Origin of the sequence: Leisingera sp. ANG-S5 (assembly GCF_000813925.1) — a bacterium.
GTDB lineage: Bacteria > Pseudomonadota > Alphaproteobacteria > Rhodobacterales > Rhodobacteraceae > Leisingera.
Genome location: NZ_JWLH01000010.1, coordinates 18,130 through 39,695 on the forward strand (window position 1 = coordinate 18,130; position 21,566 = coordinate 39,695).

The window sequence follows — 21,566 nt, forward strand, 5'->3', positions numbered from 1 at the left end:
CAAGCTGCGGAGCGGGGACAACCCCGCCAGGATCAGGACGCCGGAGTCAGGGGATCACAATATATGTCAACGTTGACTGACCCGCCGAACGAAGGCTTTCGGCTGTCTATGCTCATCAACGATACCCGCTACCGGTCACTGACCTTTCAGGTGATCGCGGCTATCGTCCTTGCCCTGTGCATCTGGTATCTTGGAAACAACCTGATCCAGAACCTCCGCGCTGCCGGGCTTAACATTTCCTATACCTTCCTTGGCGATCCGGCCGGTTACGACATCAACCAGCGCCTGGTTGAATACGACAGCCAGTCGAGCCATGCCAAGGCGGCCCTGGTCGGCCTCTTGAACACGCTGCTGGTGGCCTTCCTGGCCTGTATCACTGCCACCGTGTTCGGCGTTGTTGCCGGGGTTCTGCGGCTGTCCAACAACTGGCTCGTCTCCAAGCTGATGGCGGTCTACGTTGAGATCTTCCGCAACATTCCGGTGCTGATCTGGATCATCATCATCTTCACCATCATGACGGCGGTGCTGCCTGGCCCGCGGGCGTTCCGCGGCGACAATGCCACAGCCAGCATGGTGCTTGACGCTTTTGCCTTCACCAACCGCGGTATCTACGTGCCGATGCCCTGGTTCGAGAACGGCCTGTTTGCCAGCACAGCGATGAACTGGCTGCTGGTGCTGGGTGGCTTTGCAGGCTCCTGGATTGCGGCCCATCAGATCAATGTCTGGGCCAACGCCAAGCAGGAAGCCACCGGTGTGCGGCCCAAGACCACGGCAATGATCCTCGCCGCGTGGCTGGTGCCGTTCCTGGCGCTGATGCTGATCATGGGTCTGACCTGGGAATATCCTGAGCTGAAGGGCTTCAACTTCAGCGGCGGCATCAAGGTCGGCGGCCCGCTGATCGCGCTGTGGTTCGCACTGTCGATCTACACCGGCGCCTTCATCGCGGAAAACGTCCGGGCGGGCATCCAGGCGGTGTCCAAAGGCCAGACCGAGGCCGCATCCGCGCTGGGCTTGCGTCCGCGCCGGGTGATGAACCTGGTGGTTCTGCCGCAGGCGCTGCGGGTGATCATCCCGCCGCTGATCTCCAACTTCCTCAACATTACCAAGAACTCCTCGCTGGCGATTGCCGTGGGCTATGCGGATATCACCGCAACTCTGGGCGGGATCACCCTGAACCAGACCGGCCGCGCCATTGAATGCGTTCTCCTCTTGATGCTGTTCTACCTGACCGCTTCGCTGACCATTTCGATGGTGATGAACGTCTACAACGCATCTGTTAAGTTGAAGGAGCGCTGAGACATGAGCGATACACACGCACACTCCATCGCCTTTGTCCGCGAAACCGAAATCCCGCCGGCCCCGCCGCCGGCAGGGGAAACCGGCCCGGTTAAATGGCTGCGCGAAAACCTGTTCTCCAACGCGGTGAACTCTGCCCTGACCATTGCGGCGCTGCTGGTCATCTATCTGCTGCTCAGCAAGACCCTGCCGTGGCTGCTGAACGGGGTCTGGACCACCAGCTCGCTGGCGGAATGCCGCGAGGTTCTGCAAGGCAAGACAGGCGCCTGTTTCTCGGTCCTGACCGAGCGCTGGAACCAGCTTCTGTACGGTTTCAAATACCCCTCCGATCAGTACTGGCGCCCGAACCTGGCCCTGGTGCTGCTGTTGTTTGCCATTGCGCCGGTGCTGTTCTTTGACCTGCCGCGCAAGCTGCTGGCCTTCACCGCCGTCTACCCCTTCCTGGCCTTCTGGCTGATCTGGGGTGGCACCATCCTGGCGCCGATTGTTGCGCTGGTGGGCTTTGTAGCGGGCGCCTTTGTATTCCAGACCTACGGCAAGAGCAGCTTTGCGGTCGGCTTCTTCGGAGCGATTGCCGCAGCCTTTGCTGTCTGGATCATCGGCGGAATGCTGATCCCGGACGGGGCGTCCGACAACGCCATGCTGCAGGCCGTGCCGTCGCGCGATCTGGGCGGCTTCATGCTGAACCTGATGCTGGGCGTGACCTGTGTGTCGCTGTCGCTGCCCTTGGGCATCGCGCTGGCGCTGGGCCGTCAGTCGGACATGCCGCTGATCAAGTGGATCTGCGTGGTCTTCATCGAGTTCGTGCGCGGCGTGCCGCTGATCACCCTGCTGTTCGTGGCATCGGTGATGCTGGCCTACTTCTTCCCGCCGGAAAGCACCGTCGACCTGTTCCTGCGCGTGGTGATCATGATCACCATGTTCTCGGCAGCCTATATCGCCGAGGTGATCCGCGGCGGTCTGGCGGCCCTGCCCAAGGGACAGTACGAAGCGGCTGACAGCCTTGGTCTGGATTACCCCCAGGCGATGCGGCTGATCATCCTGCCGCAGGCGCTGAAGATCTCCATCCCGGGCATCGTGAACGTGGCCGTCGGCCTGTTCAAGGACACCACCCTGGTCTCGGTCATCTCGATGTTCGACCTGGTTGGCATGATCCGCGGCCCGATCCTCGCCTCCACCGAGTGGAACGGGGTCTATTGGGAGCTTCTGGGCTTTGCTGCGCTTCTGTTCTTCGTCGTCTGCTACGGCATTTCTCAATACTCACAGTGGCTCGAGCGCCGTCTCGCCACCGACCACCGTTAAGGAGTTCAACATATGTCTGAACTTATGTCCGACCGCGCAATCGACCGCTCCAAAATGCAGGTGAGCGACGAGGTTGCCATCGAAATCACCAACATGAACAAGTGGTACGGGTCCTTCCACGTGCTGCGCGACATCAATCTGACCGTCAACCAGGGCGAGCGGATCGTGATCGCGGGGCCGTCGGGTTCCGGCAAATCCACCCTGATCCGCTGCCTGAACGCGCTGGAAGAGCATCAGCAGGGCAAGATCGTGGTGGATGGTACGGAACTGTCCAACGACCTCAAGAACATCGACAAGATCCGGTCCGAGGTCGGGATGGTGTTCCAGCACTTCAACCTGTTCCCGCATCTGACCATCCTGGAGAACTGCACCCTGGCGCCGATCTGGGTCCGCAAGACCCCCAAGAAGGAAGCCGAAGAGCGGGCGATGCATTTCCTGGAGAAGGTGAAGATCCCGGAGCAGGCCCACAAGTACCCGGGCATGCTGTCGGGCGGCCAGCAGCAGCGTGTGGCCATCGCGCGCAGCTTGTGCATGATGCCGCGCATCATGCTGTTCGATGAACCGACATCGGCGCTCGACCCGGAGATGATCAAGGAGGTCTTGGACACCATGATCGAACTGGCCGAAGAAGGCATGACCATGCTGTGCGTGACCCACGAGATGGGCTTTGCCCGTCAGGTGGCGAACCGGGTGATCTTCATGGACGCGGGCCAGATCGTGGAACAGAACGAGCCGGAAGAGTTCTTCAACAACCCGAAGAGCGACCGCACCAAGCTGTTCCTCAGCCAGATCCTGGGCCACTGAGAAAACGGCACCACCAAACAGAAAGGCCGGGCACTGCGCCCGGCCTTTTTTGTTTCGGAACCTGCGTTCAGGAATGGGTGAGATCAGGAATGGCTGGCAAACACTTCGGTGGTGCCATCGGTCAGGATCAGCAGGGTGTCAAACGCCTCGCGCTCATCGCCCATTTCCATCCCCGGCGAGCCGATCGGCATCCCCGGCACGGAGAGCCCCAGCGCGGCCGGCTGTTCCGCCAGCAGCCGCTGGATGTCTTCGGCAGGCACATGGCCCTCGATCACATAAGGCCCGGCCATCGCGGTGTGGCAAGAGGCGAGATCGCCGCTGACACCCAGCCGCTCCTTCATTGCCCACAGCTCCTCATCCGCGACATTGCGCACCTCGGTCTGAAAACCGGCGGCGGTCACATGATCGGCCCAGGCGGTGCAGCAGCCGCAGCTGGGCGACTTCATGATGCGAATGGTCTCTGCCGCCGCGGCAAAACCGGGCAGGGATGCGAGGGGGAGGGCGGCTGCGGCCAGCAGCAGGGAACGGCGGTGCATGACGGTCTCCAGTCCGGGAAAGGTCTGTCAGGCAACCTAGGCACGCAGCCGCACCTGTGCCAGAGCCCTCCCGCGCGGGATGCGCCAGCTTGCCGCAGGTCTCACTCGCCCAAAAGCTCCCGCGGCACCGCAAAGTCGATCACCTTGCCGCTGCTCCAGGTCAGATCCCGCCAGCTCTCAATGTCGAATTCCGCAACCAGGGTGGCACCGGTCGGGTAGTCGTCGAACCGCGCATGGTCCGGCGGGCTGGACACGATGGTATGGGCAAAGGCGGCAATGCCGGGATTGTGGCCGACCAGCATGACCCGCGGTTTCTCCGCCTGGCTCAGCACCTTGAACAGGATGTCCGAATTGGCGTGATACAGCCGCTCGGTGAAAGTTGCAGGCACCCCCAGTTCCATCAGCTCGCAGGTCTCGCGGGTGCGCTGGGCAGAGGAGGAGATGATCTGATCCGGCAGGTAGCCGCATTCGCGCATCCAGGCGGCAATGGCCGGGGCTGAGCGGCGTCCGCGCTTGTTCAGCGGGCGGGCGTGGTCGCTGGGCACATTGGTGTCCCAGGCGGATTTGGCGTGGCGGGTCAGGATCAGGGTGCAGGTCATTGCGGGTGAAAATGCCTCATGTGATGTGCGGTTTGTTCTGGGTCGCGGCCGGCGGCGCGGCTCAGCGGGCAGGCCCGCCGGGCAAGGCAGCCACCGGACATGCAGCCGGCGCCTGCGCTGGTGTCGAGATACGCGTGGCAGGCCGCCAGATCGTAGGGGCCTCCGTCGGCCAGGGCGCTGACGGGGCAGGCGGCAAGGCAGGGACGCGAGGGGCAGCAGTCGCAGGGAGACTGTGCCAAAGGTGCAGGGGGGATGTCAAATTCCTGTTCAAAATGAATGGCCCCCCGCAAGGAAATCATCATGCCGGCAGTATCATGCACCAGCATCTGTGACGGTGATGTGAAGAACCGCCCCGACGCCAGCGCCCAGTTGATGAAAGGCGTGTAGGGCGGGCCGCCAAAAGGGAAATAGGCGGTGCCGCCCAAATCCCTTGCCAGCGCGCCAACCACCCGCCCGGACCAGCTGTCGACCGGGTCGGGCACGCTGTCCTGGTATTCGGGGCTGGTCTTGAACAGCGGCCAGAAGGCGGTGCCGGTGCCCAGAAGGATCAGGGTGCCTCCTGCCAGTGCCTGAACCGGCTGGCGCGCCGGATGCAGGGCCGCGCAGACCTCCAGCCCGGCCGCAGCGGCGGCCGTTTCGATGCTGTTCCAGGTCGGCAGGCTGCGGGGGGCGGGGGCAGGCTGGTCTGTCAGGGTCATTGGCGGTGTCCTTCCGGCGGGCTTGGGATGAGCCTAGCAGCGCCCGGAGCCTGGCCGGAGGGCAAAAAACGTCCCGCAATCGCCTGCCGGCGTCTTCCCGCCGTCCGCTGCCGCCGCGGCCGGGCACATATGCTGAAAAGCGGATTTGTGGTATCCTCCGCCCCGGGGGCATGCAGGCCGCAAAGTTCGGCATCCTGCCCAGCAGCGGCGTGCATTTTCCACCCCAGGGAGTGACCAAATGCCGAGATTTATCGTGACCGGGAACTACACGTCTTCCGCAATGAAGGCGATGATCGAGAACCCCAGCGACCGCGAGGCCGCGGCGCGGGCCCTTGTCGAGGCAGCGGGCGGCAAGCTGGAGACCTTCTATCTGACCACGGGGGACCGCGATTTTGCGATCAAGGTCACGATTGACGACATCAGCGGTCTGCTGGCGGGCCTGTTGGCAACCGGCGCCAGCGGCGCGGTCAGCAACCTCAGGACCGTGCGTGCCTTCACCTCGGATGAATTTACGGAAATTCAGAAGAAGGCGGGATCGATTGCAGGTGCCTACAAGGCGCCGGGGAGCTGAGGCCCAGCCCTCCGTTCATCTGACTGAAAATATCCCGGGGCGGATTGGCCCGGGAGAGCCAAGAGGGGCAGCGCCCCTCTTGACCTGATTTCCTGACGCCATCAGGCGCGGATCATCGAGCCTGCGCCGTGGTCGGTGTAAAGCTCCAGCAGCACCGCGTTCTGCACCCGTCCGTCGACGATGATGCAGGCGCGCACGCCGCCGCGGACCGCGTCCAGCGCGGTTTCGGTCTTGGGGATCATGCCGCCGGCGATGACGCCGCTGGCGGTCATCTCCTCGACGTCCGCCGCCTTCAGTTCGGTCACCACTTCGCCATCGGCGTTTTTGACGCCGGCCACATCCGTCAGCAGCAGCAGGCGGTCGGCCTGCAGCGCCTTTGCGATGGCGCCGGCAGCCGTGTCGCCGTTGATGTTGTAGGTCTCGCCATTCCGGCCTGCGCCGATAGGGGCAATGACCGGGATCATGTTCTTCTCAAACAGCCCGTGCAGCACCTTGGGGTCCATTTCCGCGGGCGCGCCGACAAAGCCCAGATCCGGGTCGGCCTGATCGCAGGTGATGAGGTTCGCGTCCTTGCCCGACAGGCCGACGGCGCGGCCGCCCTGGCTGTTGATCGCCTGCACGATACGCTTGTTGACGACGCCGGACAGCACCATCTCCACCACTTCCATGGTGGCGGCATCAGTGACCCGCTTGCCGTTCACGAACTCCGACTTGATCTGCAGCTTTTCCAGCATCGCGTTGATCATCGGTCCGCCGCCATGCACGATAACCGGGTTTACCCCCACTTGGCGCATCAGCACGATGTCACGGGCAAAGGTCTCCATCGCCTCGTCGCTGCCCATGGCGTGGCCGCCCAGCTTGATGACGACAATCGCCCCGGCAAAGCGCTGGAAATACGGCAGCGCGCTGGAGAGGGTTTCGGCGGTGGCAATCCAATCGCGGTTCATGTCTTGTTTCTTCATTGCTGCATCATCCCTTGGTCAGGATGTGTTACGGGGTTCCGGCGCTGCTGCCAAGGGGAGGGTTTGGCGCAGCCCGTTGCAGATGGCGGCGCGGATGCTAGGCTCGGCGCAGATTCTCTCATCAGGAGGGCGCCATGCGCCAGAAGACACTACTGCTGACGGGTGCCAGCCGCGGCATCGGCCATGCCACCGTGCGCCGCTTCAATGCCGAGGGCTGGCGGGTCATCACCTGCTCGCGCCAGCCGTTCCCGCAGGAATGCCCCTGGGGCGGCGGTCAGGAAAACCATGTGCAGCTGGACCTGTCGGACCCGTCGGACACCATCAACGCGGTGGGCCGGATCCAGGAGATGCTGGACGGGCAGCTGGATGCCCTGGTCAACAACGCGGGCATCTCGCCCAAGGGGCCGGAGGGGGAGCGGCTCAGCACGCTCAACACCGACCTGATGGATTGGGGCAAGGTGTTTCACGTGAATTTCTTTGCCTCAGTGGTTCTGGCGCGCGGCCTGAAGGACGAACTGGCGGCAGCCAAGGGCTCTGTGGTCAACGTGACCTCGATCGCGGGCAGCCGGGTGCATCCCTTTGCCGGCGCGGCCTATGCCACGTCAAAGGCGGCACTGGCGGCGCTGACCCGCGAAATGGCGCATGATTTCGGGCCGATGGGGGTGCGGGTCAACGCGATTGCGCCGGGGGAGGTGGAGACCTCGATCCTGTCGCCCGGCACCGAGAAGATCGTCGAGAAGCTGCCGATGCAGCGGCTGGGCCAGCCGGAGGAGGTCGCCTCAGCGATCTATTTCCTGTGCTCGGAGGGCAGTTCCTACATCTCCGGCGCCGAGATCGAGGTGAACGGCGCGCAGCACGTGTAGTTGCAGATCTACCGCCTGGCCGTGAGGCCGGGCAGCGCCCGTCCCGCCCTCCGTCATGCCGAAGGCGTGCTTCCAGCACGACGGGGCGGGCGCTTCGCTTCCCACCCCGCCGGGACGGGCGCTGCCCTCCGTTTTTCTTCAACTCACCGCGCGTTTCAGCACCGGCAGGTTGCCGAGCAGCAGCACGTCGAACGCCAGCGCGGCCAGCAGCGCCAGGCCGGTGAGCGGGAAGGCCAGCGAGACCAGCACCGCGATCAGCGCAGCACCCTTCCAGAACGGCATATCTGCCGGTTCCGGCGGCGCGGCGAGGCGGGGGGCACCGGCGGGGCGGCGCTTGACCCACATCACCAGGCCGGAGACGCAGACAAAGATCACCGCGAGGCAGAACACCGCGTTCAGCACGAAGCTCCAGGTGCCCATCAGTCCCATGTGGAAGGGGATGCTGACGGCCATCGCCTTGCCGGCCCAGGAGTAGTCCTCGTACTTCACATCGGCGAGGATTTTGCCGCTGTACTGGTCCACATGCACGGTGCGGTCGATGAAGGGGCTGTCGCCGTCGCCGCTCATGCTGTCGCGGTTGAGGGTCCAGACGCCTGTTTCGCCGCCGGGGTAGGCGAGGCGGAAGCGGCCCTCCATGCCCAGGGCACGGCCCAGGGCGATCAGGCTGGCGGCATCCACAGGCGCGCCCTCGATCGTGCCGGTGATCCCGGCGTCAGAGCCGGAGGCGGGCATCGGGGTCTGCTCCAGCGCCCAGGGCACGTCGTTGGTGGACCCGTGGTTCATGCTGGCGTGGATGTCGTCCGACAGGGGGACGTTGTCCCACTTGGCTGCCGGGAAAGTGCTCCAGGCCTGCATCATCTGGCCGCCCCAGATGCCGGTCCAGGACAAGCCCGAGATCAGGAAGATCACCAGCAGGGCCGACATCCAGAAGCCGGTCACGGCGTGCAGGTTCTTCCACAAGGCGCGGCCACGGGTGCGGAGGTTGGGGACAAAGGCGCTGATGGTGTTGCCGCGCGGCCACCACAGGTAGAGGCCGGTCAGCACCAGCACGATACCCAAACCGGCGGCAATCTCGATCAGCCGGTCGCCGGTGTCGCCAATCAGAAGGGTGGAGTGGATGTTGTCGGCCAGATCGTACCAGCCTGCGCGGCGGTCCCAGACCTCGATCACCTCGCCGCTGTACTGGTCAAGGGCGACCAGGCGCTGGCCGTCATCCGTTTTCACTCGGAACACGGCGGCCAGATCGGGGGCCTTGGGGCCGATCCACTCGGCGATGGTGCCGGGCTGGGCGGCCAGCACGGCGGCCTCCTGCTCAGCCAGGGTCAGTTCGGCGGGGCCTTGGGTGACGGTGATTTTCTCGCCGTCGCGGCCGTCGAACTGAGTGATGAACATCATCATCAGGCCGGTCACGGCCAGCATGATCAGGAAGGGGATAACAAACAGGCCGGCATAGAAATGCCAGCGCCAGACGGCGGCGTAGAATTTTTGGGAAAGCGGGCGCGATTGGCCCGCGGAATGCGGTTGGCTGGTTGCCATTGGGTCTCTCCATATCGGAACAGGGCCGGGCGCGCGGGGCGCCGGCGGAAATGTCAGGTTTGTTCAGAAAGTCAGGAGAGCGCGGGCGGACCGCGGGCGTCGTAGCGCCAGTGGAAACCGGCGGTGTGATGGGTGAAGGCCTCGCGCGACCAGCGGTCGCTGAGTGGTGTTTCCAGGTTCAGCTCGATCAGGCTGTCCGGCAGCAGCGCCACCGCGCCAAGCGCGGCGAAGGGACAGCTGCGGTCTTCCATCTGCTCGGCGGGCGCATGGGGTTCGCCGCTGTCCAGGTCAACCCAGGTCTCTACCGGGCCGTGGCCGGTGCAGATTACCAGCAGCACCTTGCCGTCCTGCGCCGAGGCCGGCATCCAGCCGGATGGGATCAGCCCGGCGACGGCCAGGGCGATCACAACCAGCAGGGAGGGCAGGCGGCTGAGCACGGGTGTTACAGCCCCGCGATGATCGAGCGCAGGGTGGCGATGCCGTCGCCCTTCTCAGACGAGGTCAGCACGATCTCGGGGTAGGCGGCGGGGTGTTTCGCCAGCGCGCCCTTGACCTGTTCCAGCACCTTGGCGCGGTCCTTTTCCTTGACCTTGTCGGCCTTGGTCATCACGCATTGGAAGGTAACGGCGGAGCTGTCCAAGAGCTTCATGATCTCGTCATCCACCGCCTTCACGCCATGGCGGCTGTCGATCAGCACAAAGGCGCGGCGCAGGTTCTGGCGGCCTGACAGATAGCGTTTCAAGAGTTTCTGCCATTGCTCCACCACCTTGAGCGGTGCGTTGGCATAGCCATAGCCGGGCAGGTCGACCAGATAGAGCTCAGGCCCCTGGGTGAAGAAGTTGATCTCCTGGGTGCGGCCCGGTGTGTTGGAGGCGCGCGCAATGCCCTTGGTGCCGGTCAGCGCGTTGATCAGGCTCGACTTGCCGACGTTGGAACGGCCGGCAAAGCAGACCTCCACCCGGTCGGCATCCGGCAGGCCGTTCATCGCGACCACGCCTTTCAGGAACTCGGTCTCGCCCGCAAACAGCTTGCGGCCCTTTTCAGCGGAAATGTCGTCCGGCGCTTCGGCCAGGGAAAATTGCATCTGCATCACAGCACCTTTACCGCGTCGCCCAGGCGGATTTCGCCGCCGCGCACCACCTCGGCGTAGACCGAGAAATCCTGGTGGCCCCAATTTTCTTTCAGGGTCTTGAGCGTATCGGCGTCGCGTTCGCCGGTTTCGGGGTTGGCAGTGGTCGCCTGGCAGCGCACCACACGCTCGCGCACCGCAAAGACGGCTTCGCCGATCTGCACCTCGCGGCCCAGCCAATTGTTTTCGGCCCAAGGATCATCCAGGTCGAACCAGATGTTGCCGCGCCAGCGCAGGGGAGAGAGTTCGTGCCCAATGGCCTGCTCTACCGCGCGGTGGGAAGCCCAATTGCACAGGGAGACCGAGGGGAAGTCAGTGTCAGTCATGCCGCGGCCCGGCACCCGGATGATGCGGGCTGAGGCGCGGGCGGTAGCGGGCAGCAGCGGCTTTTCCCAATCAAGAAAGCGCTGCAGGTCCGCCGGATTTTCGGGATCAAAGGTAAAGTCGGGCCGCTGCGGGTGGGTCAGCGTGAGAAGCCCGGTAGCGTCCTCCAGCCGCGCGTTGATGGCCATCAGGGCAGGGGACTGCGACCCGCGGGAGAAGTTGCCGCAGACCACCCATTTGCTGCCATCAGCCTTGGACTGTTCGTTAGCAACCGCCCAAACACGGTCGCCGGGCATGGTCTGCCCGGCGATCATGGTGACGCTTTCCAGTGCCTCCCGCCCATGGGATTTGAGCGGGTGGCGCCAGATGTCTGTGACCTGATGGGTCATCACTTCTCAGCCTTGGGCTTCTTCTTGAAGCTCGACTTGATGTTGCCGAACACGTCCGGCTTATAGCCGTGGCTGCGCATGATCAGGTACTGCTGGCTGAAGGTGATCGTGTTGTTGGCGATCCAGTAGACCACCAGGCCGGAGGCGAAGCCGCCGAGCATGAACATGAACACCCAAGGCATCCAAGCAAAGATCATCTGCTGGGTCGGGTCGGTGGGCGCCGGGTTCAGCTTTTGCTGCAGCCACATCGAGATGCCGAGCAGGATCGGCAGGATGCCGATGAAGACCAGGGCCAGGATGCTTTCCGGTGCCGGGGAGGCGAAGGGCAGCAGACCGAACAGGTTCATGATCGAGGTCGGGTCCGGCGCGCTGAGGTCCTGGAACGGGCCGAAGAAGGGTGCGTGGCGCAGTTCCAGGGTGACGAAGATCACCTTGTAGAGCGAGAAGAAGATCGGGATCTGGATCAGGATCGGCAGACAGCCCGCGGCGGGGTTCACCTTCTCCTTCTTGTAGAGCTCCATCATCTCCTTTTGCATCTTCTGGCGGTCGTCGCCGGCGCGCTCCTTGAGCTTTTCCATCTCCGGCTGAAGCTCTTTCATCTTCGCCATGGAGGCATAGGATTTATAGGCCAGCGGGAACACCAGGATCTTGATCACCACCGTGAGGCCGATGATCGCCCAGCCCATGTTGCCGATCAGGACGTTCAGGTTGTGCAGCAGCCAGAACATCGGCTTGGTCAGGAAGAAGAACCAGCCCCAGTCGATCACGTCCAGGAAGCCCTCTATGCCCGCTTTCTCGTAGCCGCGGATGGCGTCCCATTCCTTGGCGCCGGCAAACAGCTGGGTGGTCACTTCGGAGGACTGGCCCTCGGCCACGGTGACGGTCGGCAGCACGATGTCGGTCTGGTAGATCTCGCGGCGCTCGTCGAACTTGGCGATGGAGCGGAAACCCTGGCCCGGTGCGGGCACCAGGGTGGACATCCAGTAGTGGTCGGTGAAGCCGATCCAGCCGTTGGCTTCGACCTGCTTGACGCTGGACTTGGAACCGTCGCGCGGGTCGGGCTCAAAGTCGGCCATGTCATCATAGTCGGTCTCGGCCAGCTCGCCGTCGGTCATGCCGACCAGGCCCTCGTGCAGGATGAAGAAGTTCTTCAGCCCCTCGGGCTGGCCGTGGCGGGCCAAGGTGCCGTAGGGCGCCAGCGACACGGTGCCGCCGGAGGCATTGGCAACCGACTGGGTGACCGAGAACATGTAGTCCTCATCCACCGCGATGGTGCGGGAGAAGGTCAGGCCCTTGCCGTTGTCCCAGGTGAGCGTCACCGGGCTGTCCGCGGACAGGGTGGCGCCGTCCGGGGCAGACCAGATGGTGTTGGCGCCCGGCACGTCGTTCAGGGTCAGGCCCGCACCCGGGGCCCAGCCGTAGAGCGCGTAATAGGCGCCGGCCTCGCCCACCGGTTTCAGCAGTTTGACGATCGGGGAGCCTTCATCCAGCGTCTCGCGGTAGTCCTTCAGCGACAGGTCGTCGATCCGGCCGCCCTGCAGCGAGATGCTGCCGGTGACGCGGGGCGTGTCGATGGCGACGCGCGGCGCATCCGGGGCGGCGGCGTCTTCCGGGGCAGCCTCGGCCACGGCATCGGCACCAGCGGCGCTGGGCGCTGCGGCGGTGTCGCCGGCCGGGGCGGTTTCAGTGACCGCGGTTTCCGGCGCCTGTTCCGGTTCCGGCGGCGGGAAGAAAGTATACCACCCGAGGATCACCAGAAAGCTGAGTACGGTTGCGAGAATAAGATTTTTGTTCTGATCGTCCATTGGGGACTGCCACCTCGTGTAGGGAAGGACACGTGGGGTTCAACAGAGGTGGGCCGCAAAGGTCAAGCAGAATCGCGGTGCAGCGGCGCGTCAAAGGGCACCGCTGCGGCAGAAAATCAAAGGAATTGAGCGTTCAGGGGGGCTGTCAGGGCGTTTGGCGGCCAATCGCGGGCGCATCCTGCAGCTTGGCCTCATGCGCGGCGATCCAATCAAGCGTCTGGTCGAACGGCATCGGGCGGCCGATGCCAAAGCCCTGCACATGGCCGCAGCCCAGCTGTGCCAGCAGCGCGTGTTCGCCTGCGGTTTCCACCCCTTCGGCCAGGGTCTCCAGCTCCAGCCGCTCGGCCATGGTCAGAATGGCAGAGATCAGTTTCTGCTGCTCCGGGTCCTGATCGGCCTTCATCACAAAGGACCGGTCGATCTTGATGCGGGAGATATTGAAGCGGCGCACCGCGGAGATCGAGGCATGGCCGGTGCCGAAATCGTCGAGGTCGATCGGGCAGCCCATCTCGCTGAGGGAGAGGATATTGCGGGTGACCACATCGTCGGGCTGATCGGTCATCACGGTTTCCAGGATTTCCACGCAGAGCCGGTCCGCGGGCAGGCCGAAACGCTCCAGCTCCCATTTGACGCGGCCTGCAAGGCCCGGGTTGCGCAGCTCCTGGGTGGCGAAGTTGACGCCGACGCAAGGCACTTTCACCCCGGCCTCGTCCCAGGCCCTGATGGCGACCAGCGCGTTATAGAGCATCACCTGGCTCAGACGGTCCATCAGCCCGGCCTCCTCCAGCGCGGGCAGGAAGGTAGAGGGCGGGATCAGCCCCTGCACCGGGTGCAGCCAGCGGGCCAGCGCCTCAAACCCCGAAACCCGGCCGGTGTCGGTGCAGATCTGCGGCTGGAACCAGGCCTGGATCTGGCCAGTTTCCAGTGCCGCTGCGGCTTCGTCGCGCAGGCTGGAGCGGCTGCTGGCGTGGCCGGGCATATCAGCGGAATAGGCGCGGATGCCGCCGGGGCCGTTGCTTTGCGCCTCCGACAGGGCGGCGATGGCGGCGTTGTTCCATTCGGCGTTGGTGCTGCCGGGCGCCCGGTTGTGCTGGCAGAAGCCAAGCGAGGAGGTCATGTAGAGGGTGGTGCCGTCCAGCGCCACCGGCTCCTCCGTCGCGGATTGCATCCGCCCGGCCAGCTGAATGCACAGCTCCAGATCCAGTTGCAGGGTCGGTGCCAGGCAGACCGCAAAGCGGCTGTCGCCGATCCGGGCGATGATGTCGTTCTGGCGCAGCGCCGACACGATTTGCGCGCCGCAATGCTGCATGATCCGGTCGCTGGCCTCCTGCCCGTGGCGGTCGGTCAGCTCCTTGTAGTCGTCAAGCTCCAGCACGAAGATGGCAGAGCGCAGGCCGCCCTCGCTGCATTCCGTGTGGATCCGGGCGGCCTCCTGCTCAAACCCGTCGCGCAGGATCATGCCGGTGACAGCGTCGCGCGGCACCGTGTTGCCGCGCTTGCTGAAGCCGCCGGCAGCGGCAATCAGCACGGGCAGGCCCAGGGCAACTGCCAGCAGCGCGGTTTCGCCGCCAAGCCAGAAAGTGGCAAGCGTCAGGGCGGGCAGAAAGGCCAGCATCGCAGGTCCCGCAAGAGCGGGGGCAAGGGTCTGCCTGAGGCGTGCCAAAATGCCTGAACCCGTATTTGTCATTCCCAGACCTTTCGTCTGCAGCCGTTCGTTCGGCCCTGAGACTAAGGTGCTGATATAACCCGGGAGTTAACGCAGCTGGGGAATTTCCGGATTTTCGTCCGCGGAATCGGCAATCTTCAGCTCAAGGCCCGCGAAATCGAACAGTTTCGGGTCCAGAAGATGCGAGGGCCGTGCATTCATCAGTGCCCGGAACATCACCTGGCGGCGGCCCGGCGAGTTTGATTCCCACTGGTCCAGGATCTGTTTCACCTGCTGGCGCTGCAGCCCGTCCTGGCTGCCGCACAGGTCGCAGGGAATGATCGGGTAGTTCATGGAGCGGGCAAATTTCTCGCAGTCGGCCTCTGCCACATGGGCCAGCGGGCGGAACACGAACAGGTCGCCTTCCTCATTGACCAGCTTGGGCGGCATGGTCGCCAGCCGGCCGCCGTGAAACAGGTTCATAAAGAAGGTTTCCAGGATGTCGTCGCGGTGATGGCCCAGCACGACCGCCGAGCAGCCCTCTTCGCGTGCGATGCGGTAGAGGTTGCCGCGGCGCAGACGCGAGCAGAGCGCGCAGTAGGTGCGCCCCTGCGGCACTTTGTCGACGACGATGGAATAGGTGTCCTGATATTCGATCCGGTGCGGCACGCCCATCTTTTCCAGGAACTCCGGCAGCACCGTCGCCGGAAAGCCGGGCTGGCCCTGATCGAGGTTGCAGGCCAAGAGGTCCACAGGCAGCAACCCGCGCCATTTCAGCTCATAGAGAACGGCCAGCAGGGTATAGCTGTCCTTGCCGCCCGACAGGCAGACCAGCCACTTGGGCGTGCTGCCGTCCTCGCGGCGCTCCACCATGCCGTATTGCTCAATCGCCTCGCGCGCGTAGCGCACGATGCGCTTCCTGAGTTTCTTGAACTCAGTGGTCGAGGGGGCGCCGGCAAACAGCGGGTGGATTTCGTCCAGATCATCATCAAGCATGCGCGCGCCCTAGCCGAGGACGGGCGTTTTGCCAAGGAAAAAAGGCGTGCGAGGGATCAGTCCCTTTTCTCCGGCACCGGATCATAGCCGTCGCCGCCGAACGGGTGGCAGCGGCCGATGCGCCGCGCGGTCAGCCAGGCACCTTTGATGGCGCCGTGTTTCTCCAAAGCTTCCAATGCATAAGCCGAGCAGGTGGGCTGGTAGCGGCAGTTGAAGCCGACCCAGGGGCTGAACAGCAGCCTATAGGCGCGCACAGGCAGGGCTAGGATATGGGCCAGCGGGGTCATGGCGGATAGATAGGGGCAGAGCGGCCTAGTGGCAATGCGGTCAAAGGCCGGGGCGGTTACTGGCCGTGGATCTTTTTCAATGCATAGATAAGGTCGCGCTTCAGCTCCTCGAACGGGCGCTGGGCGGTCTCAACGGCGCGGCCGATCAGCACGTAATCCCAGCCGGGGCGGCCATGGGTGGGCAGAATCATCCGCGCCGCCTCGCGCAGGCGGCGCTTGGCGCGGTTGCGGGCGACCGCATTGCCGACTTTCTTGGAGCAGGTGAAACCCATGCGGATGCCGCCGTCATCACGGCGGTTCCGGCCCTGCACCATCATCGCCTTGGTGCCCTGCTTGCGGGCAGGGGGGCGGGCACAGGCAAGGAAATCACGGCGCTTGGCCATGACCTCGATCTTTTGGGTGTCATGCGGACAAACGGACACCGCCGGAGGCGTGTCCCCGCGGGCAGCGTTGCCGTCCTTGGGGGCCTCCGGCGGTGTCATGTCCGTCAGAACAGGAACTGAGCTTATGCGCTCAGTTCTTTACGGCCGCGGGCGCGGCGTGCGTTCAGGATCTTGCGGCCTGCCTTGGTGGCCATGCGCGCACGGAAGCCGTGGCGGCGTTTGCGAACCAGGTTCGAAGGCTGATAGGTGCGTTTCATCGCTCCGGTCTCCACATTTTTTCTTCGGGTGCGCGGAATCGCCCGCCCGGGGTCTATCTCGAAGCCCGGTCTTTAGGAGGGAATGGCGGGTAAGTCAAACCCTGCGGGGCGGGTTTTCGGGGAGATATGCAACATTTCTGCCAAAAACCGCGCCGGAGCGGCCTCCGGGCAGGGCGGATGTAACATCGGGGCAGTGATTCTGCCACAAAGCTCACGAATCCGGGGCAGGCGATCAAGCGCCTGTGATCCGGGGCTGCCGGACCTCGCGCAGGGGCCATTTTATGCGTAGCAACAAAGAGCTTCATTTGAGACGGACCGATGAGTGACATGACAGAGACACCGGAAACAGGCCCCCAGCCCAAGGAACAGGACGGCGCCAAGCCGGGCCTGGCGCGGCATCTGCCGCTGATTGCGGTGGTGGCGGTGGCGCTGATCGGCGCGGTGGTGCTGAAGGATTACCTGACCTTCGACACGCTGCGCGACAACAGGGAGGCGCTGATGGCGTTCCGGGATCAGAACTACCTGGGGCTGGTGGCGCTGTTCATGGGGATCTACATCGTGATCGTGGTGTTCTCGCTGCCCGGTGCGGCGGTGGCGTCGGTCACCGGCGGCTTCCTGTTCGGGCTGGCGGCAGGCACCGCGTTCAACGTGATCTCAGCCACCATCGGCGCGGCGGGGATCTTTCTGGCGGCGCGTATGGGGCTGGGGGCCTGGCTGACCGCCAAGATCGAAGCGGCAGAGGGCCGGGTGCAGATGCTGAAACAGGCGCTGCGCGAAAATGAGGTCGAGGTTCTGCTGCTGCTGCGGCTGGTGCCGGCGGTGCCGTTTTTTGTCGCCAATCTGCTGCCCGCTCTGGTGGGGGTGAAATTCCGCAACTTCCTGTGGACCACCGCGGCGGGCATCATTCCCGGTGCCATCGTGTTTACCTGGATCGGCGTTGGCGTCGGCTCTGTCTTTGACCGCGGCGGCGATCCGGACCTGAGCCTGCTGTGGGAGCCGCATGTGATCGGGCCTATCCTGGGACTGTGCGTGCTGGCGGCGATGCCGATCATCGTGAAAGCGGTGCGCGGCAACCTGCGCGGGCAAGCGAAGAAGGACAGCTGAACATGCAAAGCATCACATGCGATCTTCTGGTGATCGGGGCCGGCTCCGGCGGGCTGTCGGTGGCGGCGGGCGCCAGCCAGATGGGGGCTGATGTGGTGCTGCTGGAAGGCCACAAGATGGGCGGCGACTGCCTGAATTACGGCTGTGTGCCCTCCAAGGCGCTGCTGGCGAGTGCCAAGGCGGCTTACGGGCAGGCGCACACGCAAGCCTTTGGCGTGGCAGATCAGGTGCCGCAGGCAGATTACGCGGCGGCCAAGGATCATGTGCATCAGGTCATCGAAACCATCGCCCCGGTGGACAGCCAGGAGCGGTTTGAGGGCTTCGGCGTGCGGGTGATCCGCGAATTCGGGCATTTCGTCTCGGAAACCGAGGTGGCCGCCGGAGACTGTCGCATCACGGCGCGGCGGATGGTGATTGCCACCGGTTCGGCGCCGCTGGTGCCGCCTATTCCGGGACTGGACAAGGTTCCCTATGAAACCAACGAGACACTGTTCGACCTGCGCGAGAAGCCGGAGCACCTGCTGATCATCGGCGGTGGTCCAATTGGCATGGAAATGGCGCAGGCCCATGTGCGGCTGGGCTGCAAGGTGACAGTGATCGAAGGCTTCAAGGCGCTGGGCAAGGATGATCCCGAAGCGGCGGCGCTGGTGCTGGATGCGCTGCGCGCCGAGGGTGTGGAAATTGCCGAGGGCGCTATGGTCTCCCGCATTGGCGGTCAGGCCGGGGCGATTGAGGTTGAGACCAAGGACGGCAGCACCTTCAAGGGCAGCCACCTGCTGATGGCGGTGGGGCGCAAGGCCAACATGGAACGGCTGAACCTCGCCGCCGCCGGGATCGAAACAGAAGGCAACGGCATCAAGGTGGACGAGAGCCTGCTGACCACCAACCGCCGCGTCTATGCCATTGGCGATGTGGCGGGCGGGATGCAGTTCACTCATGTGGCAGGCTACCATGCCAGCGTCATCATCCGCTCTGCCCTGTTCGGCCTGCCGTCCAAAGCGAAGACCAGCCATATCCCCTGGGCCACCTATACCGATCCCGAACTGGCACAGGTGGGACTGACCGAAATGCAGGCGCGTGATCGTTACGGGGTGAAGCTTGAGGTGGCACGGTTCGACTACCATCACAACGACCGCGCTATTGCCGAGCGCAAGATCAATGGTTTCATCAAAGTCATGGTCTTCAAGGGCCGCCCCGTGGGCGCCACCATCGCGGGCCATCAGGCGGGGGAGCTGATCGGGCTATGGTCGATGGCCATCGCCAACACCCTGAAAATGAGCCAAGTGGCTGCAATGGTTGCGCCTTATCCCAGTATGAGCGAGATTAACAAACGGGTGGCGGGGGCCTATTTCTCCCCGCGGCTGTTTGAGAGTAGCTTTGTTAAACGCGCCGTGCGCTTTGTTCAGCGCTGGATTTCATGAACTGAAGGCCGCTTCATGCTCAACACGCTCTCGGGCCGATTCCTGATCCTGACCACGGTCTTCGTGATGCTGGCCGAGGTGCTGATCTTTGTGCCGTCGATTGCGCGGTTCCGCGAGGATTATCTGGCCGACCGGCTGGAGCGGGCGCAGATCGCCTCGCTGGCGCTTTTGGCCGATGACATGCTGGAGACAGAGCTGGAAGCGGAACTGCTGGAGAACGCGGGCGTCTACAACGTGGTGCTGCGCCGCGACGAGATCCGCCAGCTGATGCTGGCCTCGCCGATCCCGCGGGAGATCACCGGCACCTTTGATCTGCGCATGGCCGGTGCCATGACCCTGATCCGCGATGCGATGATGCGGCTGGCCCGCCCGGAGAATGAGATCATCCGGGTGATCGGCGCGCCAGTGCGCGAGGCGGGGCTGCTGATCGAGGTAACGATGGAGACCGCGCCGCTGCGCACTGCAATGATCGACTACGGGGTGCGGATCCTGATCCTGTCCGCCGTGATCTCTGTCTTTACCGCGGTGCTGCTGTTCATCGCGGTGCGGATCGTGCTGGTGAAGCCGATCAAGGGCGTGGTCGGCTACATGCAGCGCTATGCGGCGGCGCCGGAGGATGCGCGCGGCATCATCCACCCGAGCTCCAGCGTGGTGGAGCTGCGCGAGGCCGAGGAGGCGCTGATGCAGCTGCAGACCGAGCTGACCCAGGCGCTGAAGCAGCGCGAGCGGCTGGCGCAGCTGGGCGGAGCGGTTGCCAAAGTCAGCCATGATTTGCGCAACATCCTGACCTCGGCGCAGCTGTTCACCGACCGTATTGAGATGAGCGAGGACCCGCTGGTGCGCCGCCTGGCGCCGAAGCTGGTGAATTCGATCACCCGCGCGGTATCCTTATGCGAAGGCACCCTGGCTTTTGGCAAGGCGGAGGAGCCATCGCCCACATTCGGCGTGGTCTGCCTGCATGAGATCACCGCCGACATCGCCGAAAGCGAACTGCTGGCAGCGGACAGCGGCAATGTGGAGATCATCAATGCGGTGGCCAAGCCGATGATGCTGCGCGCCGACCCGGAGCAGTTGTTCCGCATCGTGCTGAACCTGGTGCGTAATGCCCGCCAGGCGATTGCAGCCAGCGGCAAGCCGGGCCGTATCACGGTGGACGCGCGCGAAGAGGACGAGGCCTGGTACATCACGGTTGCCGACACCGGGCCGGGTCTGCCGAAGAAGGCGCAGGACAATCTGTTCACGCCGTTTCAGGGCGGCATCCGCAAGGGCGGCACCGGCCTGGGGCTGGCGATTGCCGGCGAGCTGGCCCGCGGCCATGGCGGCAGCGTGAAGCTGACGCAAACCGGCCCTGAAGGCACCATATTCGAAATCTGCCTGCCCAAGGGCGACGGCACCCTCTGACCTCTGCGGCCGCGGTGTGCGGCAGGGCAGCAGATAATTTTTCGTTTTGGGGTTGCGACTCCCCGATGCTATGATTAAACCCCGCCGCAGTGGACCGATAGCTCAGCTGGATAGAGTACTTGACTACGAATCAAGGGGTCGGGGGTTCGAATCCTCCTCGGTCCGCCACTTCCTAAATTTTCAGGCGATGCCTCATGATTCCTCGGCTGATGCGCTGCCCGGGGTGAACGGCCGATGTCCTTGCGATCAGCCTGGGTGCACAGTGTTTTGCAGGGTATCCCTATCGGCCTGAACACCTTTGGCGAACTCCATAAAGGCTCGGATCACCCGGACGTCGCGGCGCTGGGTCAGGTAGATGATGCTTTCGCTCATCTCCAGATCCGCATCGCGCAGGCCGTATTTGACCAGGCGGTTGTCATGGCCGAACTCGGCCTCGGAGACAAACCCGATGCCAGCACCGGAGGCCACAAGCTCACGCACGGCCTCGCGGCCTTCGGCGACGATCGCGGGCTTCAGGCGGATGCCGTGTTCGCGGGCGGCCATCTCCACTTTCTCACGGGTCTTGGAGCCTTCCTCGCGGAAGACCAGCGGAAGCTGCGCCAGTTCCTGGAACGAGAGAGCCGTTTGCGAAGCCATCAGCAGTCCGCGGGCGGCAAAGGCGACGATGCCGGTGGCGCCGAGGTTCAGCACGCTCATGTCCTTGCCCGGAGACAGGCTGCCGGCCACGCCGATTTCGGCATTATAGGCGCGCAGCTCGTCAATGATTTCACCAGTGTTTCCGGCCCGCAGAGAGATCACGACATTCGGATAGCGTTTCTGGAACGGGCCCAGGAAACCGGTCATGTGCTGGGCGGAGTCCGCGATGATGCGCAGTTCCCCTTCCACCGCGGCGCGGGTGGCTGACAGATAGTCCCCGATCTGGGTTTCGACCTCGAAATACTGCTTGGTCAGATGCAGCAGCTCCTCGCCCGCTTCTGTCAGGAACACCCGCTTCTTCTCGCGCCGGAACAGCAGCAGATCGTGGTCCTGCTCCAGCTTGCGCACCTGTTCGGAGACCGCGGGCTGGGTCAGGCGCAGCGCCTCTGCAGCGCGGGAAAAGCCGCCCAGGAGGGCCACGTGGTGAAAGGCCTTGAGCTGTGAATGGCGCATGATCCGTCCCTGTGACTTTGTATAGGCATGGCCTATCATTGAATTGTTTTTTGCAATTTTACATATGATTGAGGCTGGCGCAATCATGCTCTCGAACCATGCATTGGAG

Annotated in this window: 23 protein-coding genes and 1 tRNA gene; 9 read left to right on the forward strand and 15 right to left on the reverse strand. The window is 64.0% G+C overall.

The window, feature by feature from the left end:
- Positions 1–63 precede the first annotated feature (63 nt).
- The 3 genes from RA25_RS14655 to RA25_RS14665 are packed head-to-tail and all read left to right on the forward strand — an operon-like array spanning position 64 to position 3,402.
- A complete protein-coding gene (locus RA25_RS14655; RefSeq protein WP_019298025.1) occupies positions 64–1,296 on the forward strand; it encodes an amino acid ABC transporter permease in 1,233 nt (410 codons plus the stop codon).
- Positions 1,297–1,299: 3 nt separating this feature from the next.
- Positions 1,300–2,598 carry an amino acid ABC transporter permease gene (locus tag RA25_RS14660; protein ID WP_019298026.1) on the forward strand — a complete coding sequence of 433 codons (1,299 nt, stop codon included), beginning with the start codon at positions 1,300–1,302 and terminating at the stop codon, positions 2,596–2,598.
- 12 nt (positions 2,599–2,610) lie between these two features.
- Positions 2,611–3,402: an amino acid ABC transporter ATP-binding protein gene (locus RA25_RS14665; RefSeq protein WP_039173494.1), complete on the forward strand. Its 792-nt coding sequence runs from the start codon at positions 2,611–2,613 to the stop codon at positions 3,400–3,402.
- 83 nt (positions 3,403–3,485) lie between these two features.
- Here RA25_RS14665 and RA25_RS14670 read toward each other — a convergent pair whose 3' ends face one another.
- The 3 genes from RA25_RS14670 to RA25_RS14680 form a co-directional block, all read right to left on the reverse strand.
- The gene (locus tag RA25_RS14670; protein ID WP_039173495.1) at positions 3,486–3,938 is read right to left on the reverse strand and encodes a DUF411 domain-containing protein; all 453 of its coding nucleotides are present in this window, start codon (positions 3,936–3,938) and stop codon (positions 3,486–3,488) included.
- 101 nt (positions 3,939–4,039) lie between these two features.
- Entirely contained in the window at positions 4,040–4,537 is a 498-nt protein-coding gene (locus tag RA25_RS14675) for a SixA phosphatase family protein (protein WP_039173498.1), read from the reverse strand.
- A complete protein-coding gene (locus RA25_RS14680) occupies positions 4,534–5,235 on the reverse strand; it encodes a hypothetical protein (protein ID WP_039173501.1) in 702 nt (233 codons plus the stop codon). The genes RA25_RS14675 and RA25_RS14680 overlap by 4 nt, the downstream gene beginning before the upstream one ends.
- 238 nt (positions 5,236–5,473) lie before the next feature.
- On the opposite strand from RA25_RS14680, the gene RA25_RS14685 reads away from it, so the two are divergent.
- Entirely contained in the window at positions 5,474–5,806 is a 333-nt protein-coding gene (locus tag RA25_RS14685; protein WP_029205014.1) for a GYD domain-containing protein, read from the forward strand.
- 101 nt (positions 5,807–5,907) lie between these two features.
- On the opposite strand, the gene argB is transcribed toward RA25_RS14685, so the two are convergent.
- Positions 5,908–6,768 carry an acetylglutamate kinase gene (argB, locus tag RA25_RS14690; RefSeq protein WP_039173504.1) on the reverse strand — a complete coding sequence of 287 codons (861 nt, stop codon included), beginning with the start codon at positions 6,766–6,768 and terminating at the stop codon, positions 5,908–5,910.
- 134 nt (positions 6,769–6,902) lie between these two features.
- On the opposite strand from argB, the gene RA25_RS14695 reads away from it, so the two are divergent.
- Positions 6,903–7,631 (forward strand): SDR family NAD(P)-dependent oxidoreductase, encoded by a 729-nt coding sequence (locus RA25_RS14695; protein WP_019298033.1) that lies wholly within the window; start codon positions 6,903–6,905, stop codon positions 7,629–7,631.
- 138 nt (positions 7,632–7,769) lie between these two features.
- Here RA25_RS14695 and RA25_RS14700 read toward each other — a convergent pair whose 3' ends face one another.
- From RA25_RS14700 to rpmH, 10 genes are all read right to left on the reverse strand, one after another.
- The gene (locus RA25_RS14700; protein ID WP_039173506.1) at positions 7,770–9,167 is read right to left on the reverse strand and encodes a PepSY-associated TM helix domain-containing protein; all 1,398 of its coding nucleotides are present in this window, start codon (positions 9,165–9,167) and stop codon (positions 7,770–7,772) included.
- 71 nt (positions 9,168–9,238) lie between these two features.
- Positions 9,239–9,604: a DUF2946 family protein gene (locus RA25_RS14705; protein ID WP_193747983.1), complete on the reverse strand. Its 366-nt coding sequence runs from the start codon at positions 9,602–9,604 to the stop codon at positions 9,239–9,241.
- A gap of 5 nt (positions 9,605–9,609) precedes the next feature.
- Positions 9,610–10,257, reverse strand: coding sequence for a ribosome biogenesis GTP-binding protein YihA/YsxC (yihA, locus tag RA25_RS14710; RefSeq protein ID WP_019298036.1), 648 nt, complete (start codon positions 10,255–10,257; stop codon positions 9,610–9,612).
- Positions 10,257–11,009 (reverse strand): MOSC domain-containing protein, encoded by a 753-nt coding sequence (locus tag RA25_RS14715; RefSeq protein WP_039173508.1) that lies wholly within the window; start codon positions 11,007–11,009, stop codon positions 10,257–10,259. Before RA25_RS14715 ends, yihA begins: the two co-directional genes overlap by 1 nt.
- A complete protein-coding gene (gene yidC, locus RA25_RS14720) occupies positions 11,009–12,814 on the reverse strand; it encodes a membrane protein insertase YidC (protein ID WP_039173510.1) in 1,806 nt (601 codons plus the stop codon). The genes RA25_RS14715 and yidC overlap by 1 nt, the downstream gene beginning before the upstream one ends.
- Before the next feature lie 145 nt (positions 12,815–12,959).
- Positions 12,960–14,501: a putative bifunctional diguanylate cyclase/phosphodiesterase gene (locus tag RA25_RS14725; RefSeq protein ID WP_039173515.1), complete on the reverse strand. Its 1,542-nt coding sequence runs from the start codon at positions 14,499–14,501 to the stop codon at positions 12,960–12,962.
- 66 nt (positions 14,502–14,567) lie between these two features.
- The gene (ttcA, locus tag RA25_RS14730) at positions 14,568–15,455 is read right to left on the reverse strand and encodes a tRNA 2-thiocytidine(32) synthetase TtcA (protein WP_039151095.1); all 888 of its coding nucleotides are present in this window, start codon (positions 15,453–15,455) and stop codon (positions 14,568–14,570) included.
- A 56-nt stretch (positions 15,456–15,511) separates the two neighbouring features.
- Positions 15,512–15,742 (reverse strand): membrane protein insertion efficiency factor YidD, encoded by a 231-nt coding sequence (gene yidD / locus RA25_RS14735; protein WP_039151097.1) that lies wholly within the window; start codon positions 15,740–15,742, stop codon positions 15,512–15,514.
- A gap of 56 nt (positions 15,743–15,798) precedes the next feature.
- Positions 15,799–16,224: a ribonuclease P protein component gene (gene rnpA, locus RA25_RS14740; protein WP_039173517.1), complete on the reverse strand. Its 426-nt coding sequence runs from the start codon at positions 16,222–16,224 to the stop codon at positions 15,799–15,801.
- A gap of 23 nt (positions 16,225–16,247) precedes the next feature.
- The gene (gene rpmH, locus RA25_RS14745) at positions 16,248–16,382 is read right to left on the reverse strand and encodes a 50S ribosomal protein L34 (protein ID WP_008554144.1); all 135 of its coding nucleotides are present in this window, start codon (positions 16,380–16,382) and stop codon (positions 16,248–16,250) included.
- A gap of 318 nt (positions 16,383–16,700) precedes the next feature.
- Between rpmH and RA25_RS14750 the strand changes: the two genes are divergently transcribed.
- The 4 genes from RA25_RS14750 to RA25_RS14765 all read left to right on the forward strand — a co-directional run bounded on the left by RA25_RS14750 (position 16,701) and on the right by RA25_RS14765 (position 20,476).
- The gene (locus tag RA25_RS14750; protein WP_039173519.1) at positions 16,701–17,486 is read left to right on the forward strand and encodes a TVP38/TMEM64 family protein; all 786 of its coding nucleotides are present in this window, start codon (positions 16,701–16,703) and stop codon (positions 17,484–17,486) included.
- 2 nt (positions 17,487–17,488) lie between these two features.
- Entirely contained in the window at positions 17,489–18,907 is a 1,419-nt protein-coding gene (locus RA25_RS14755) for a dihydrolipoyl dehydrogenase family protein (RefSeq protein ID WP_039173521.1), read from the forward strand.
- 15 nt (positions 18,908–18,922) lie between these two features.
- Entirely contained in the window at positions 18,923–20,308 is a 1,386-nt protein-coding gene (locus RA25_RS14760) for a sensor histidine kinase (protein ID WP_039173524.1), read from the forward strand.
- Between the two features lie 91 nt (positions 20,309–20,399).
- A tRNA-Arg gene (locus RA25_RS14765) sits at positions 20,400–20,476 on the forward strand.
- A gap of 78 nt (positions 20,477–20,554) precedes the next feature.
- Here RA25_RS14765 and RA25_RS14770 read toward each other — a convergent pair.
- Complete coding sequence (locus tag RA25_RS14770) at positions 20,555–21,457, reverse strand: LysR substrate-binding domain-containing protein (RefSeq protein ID WP_039173897.1); 903 nt, start codon at positions 21,455–21,457, stop codon at positions 20,555–20,557.
- Positions 21,458–21,566 lie beyond the last annotated feature (109 nt).

Excerpts from the sequence above, each read along its gene's own strand:
- RA25_RS14655 (WP_019298025.1), top strand. The coding sequence starts at position 64 with ATGTCAACGTTGACTGACCCGCCGAACGAAGGCTTTCGGCTGTCTATG.
- RA25_RS14660 (WP_019298026.1), top strand. The coding sequence starts at position 1,300 with ATGAGCGATACACACGCACACTCCATCGCCTTTGTCCGCGAAACCGAA.
- RA25_RS14665 (WP_039173494.1), top strand. The coding sequence starts at position 2,611 with ATGTCTGAACTTATGTCCGACCGCGCAATCGACCGCTCCAAAATGCAG.
- RA25_RS14670 (WP_039173495.1), bottom strand. The coding sequence starts at position 3,938 with ATGCACCGCCGTTCCCTGCTGCTGGCCGCAGCCGCCCTCCCCCTCGCA.
- RA25_RS14675 (WP_039173498.1), bottom strand. The coding sequence starts at position 4,537 with ATGACCTGCACCCTGATCCTGACCCGCCACGCCAAATCCGCCTGGGAC.
- RA25_RS14680 (WP_039173501.1), bottom strand. The coding sequence starts at position 5,235 with ATGACCCTGACAGACCAGCCTGCCCCCGCCCCCCGCAGCCTGCCGACC.
- RA25_RS14685 (WP_029205014.1), top strand. The coding sequence starts at position 5,474 with ATGCCGAGATTTATCGTGACCGGGAACTACACGTCTTCCGCAATGAAG.
- argB (WP_039173504.1), bottom strand. The coding sequence starts at position 6,768 with ATGAAGAAACAAGACATGAACCGCGATTGGATTGCCACCGCCGAAACC.
- RA25_RS14695 (WP_019298033.1), top strand. The coding sequence starts at position 6,903 with ATGCGCCAGAAGACACTACTGCTGACGGGTGCCAGCCGCGGCATCGGC.
- RA25_RS14700 (WP_039173506.1), bottom strand. The coding sequence starts at position 9,167 with ATGGCAACCAGCCAACCGCATTCCGCGGGCCAATCGCGCCCGCTTTCC.
- yihA (WP_019298036.1), bottom strand. The coding sequence starts at position 10,257 with ATGCAGATGCAATTTTCCCTGGCCGAAGCGCCGGACGACATTTCCGCT.
- RA25_RS14715 (WP_039173508.1), bottom strand. The coding sequence starts at position 11,009 with ATGACCCATCAGGTCACAGACATCTGGCGCCACCCGCTCAAATCCCAT.
- yidC (WP_039173510.1), bottom strand. The coding sequence starts at position 12,814 with ATGGACGATCAGAACAAAAATCTTATTCTCGCAACCGTACTCAGCTTT.
- RA25_RS14725 (WP_039173515.1), bottom strand. The coding sequence starts at position 14,501 with ATGACAAATACGGGTTCAGGCATTTTGGCACGCCTCAGGCAGACCCTT.
- ttcA (WP_039151095.1), bottom strand. The coding sequence starts at position 15,455 with ATGCTTGATGATGATCTGGACGAAATCCACCCGCTGTTTGCCGGCGCC.
- yidD (WP_039151097.1), bottom strand. The coding sequence starts at position 15,742 with ATGACCCCGCTGGCCCATATCCTAGCCCTGCCTGTGCGCGCCTATAGG.
- rnpA (WP_039173517.1), bottom strand. The coding sequence starts at position 16,224 with ATGACACCGCCGGAGGCCCCCAAGGACGGCAACGCTGCCCGCGGGGAC.
- rpmH (WP_008554144.1), bottom strand. The coding sequence starts at position 16,382 with ATGAAACGCACCTATCAGCCTTCGAACCTGGTTCGCAAACGCCGCCAC.
- RA25_RS14750 (WP_039173519.1), top strand. The coding sequence starts at position 16,701 with ATGAGTGACATGACAGAGACACCGGAAACAGGCCCCCAGCCCAAGGAA.
- RA25_RS14755 (WP_039173521.1), top strand. The coding sequence starts at position 17,489 with ATGCAAAGCATCACATGCGATCTTCTGGTGATCGGGGCCGGCTCCGGC.
- RA25_RS14760 (WP_039173524.1), top strand. The coding sequence starts at position 18,923 with ATGCTCAACACGCTCTCGGGCCGATTCCTGATCCTGACCACGGTCTTC.
- RA25_RS14770 (WP_039173897.1), bottom strand. The coding sequence starts at position 21,457 with ATGCGCCATTCACAGCTCAAGGCCTTTCACCACGTGGCCCTCCTGGGC.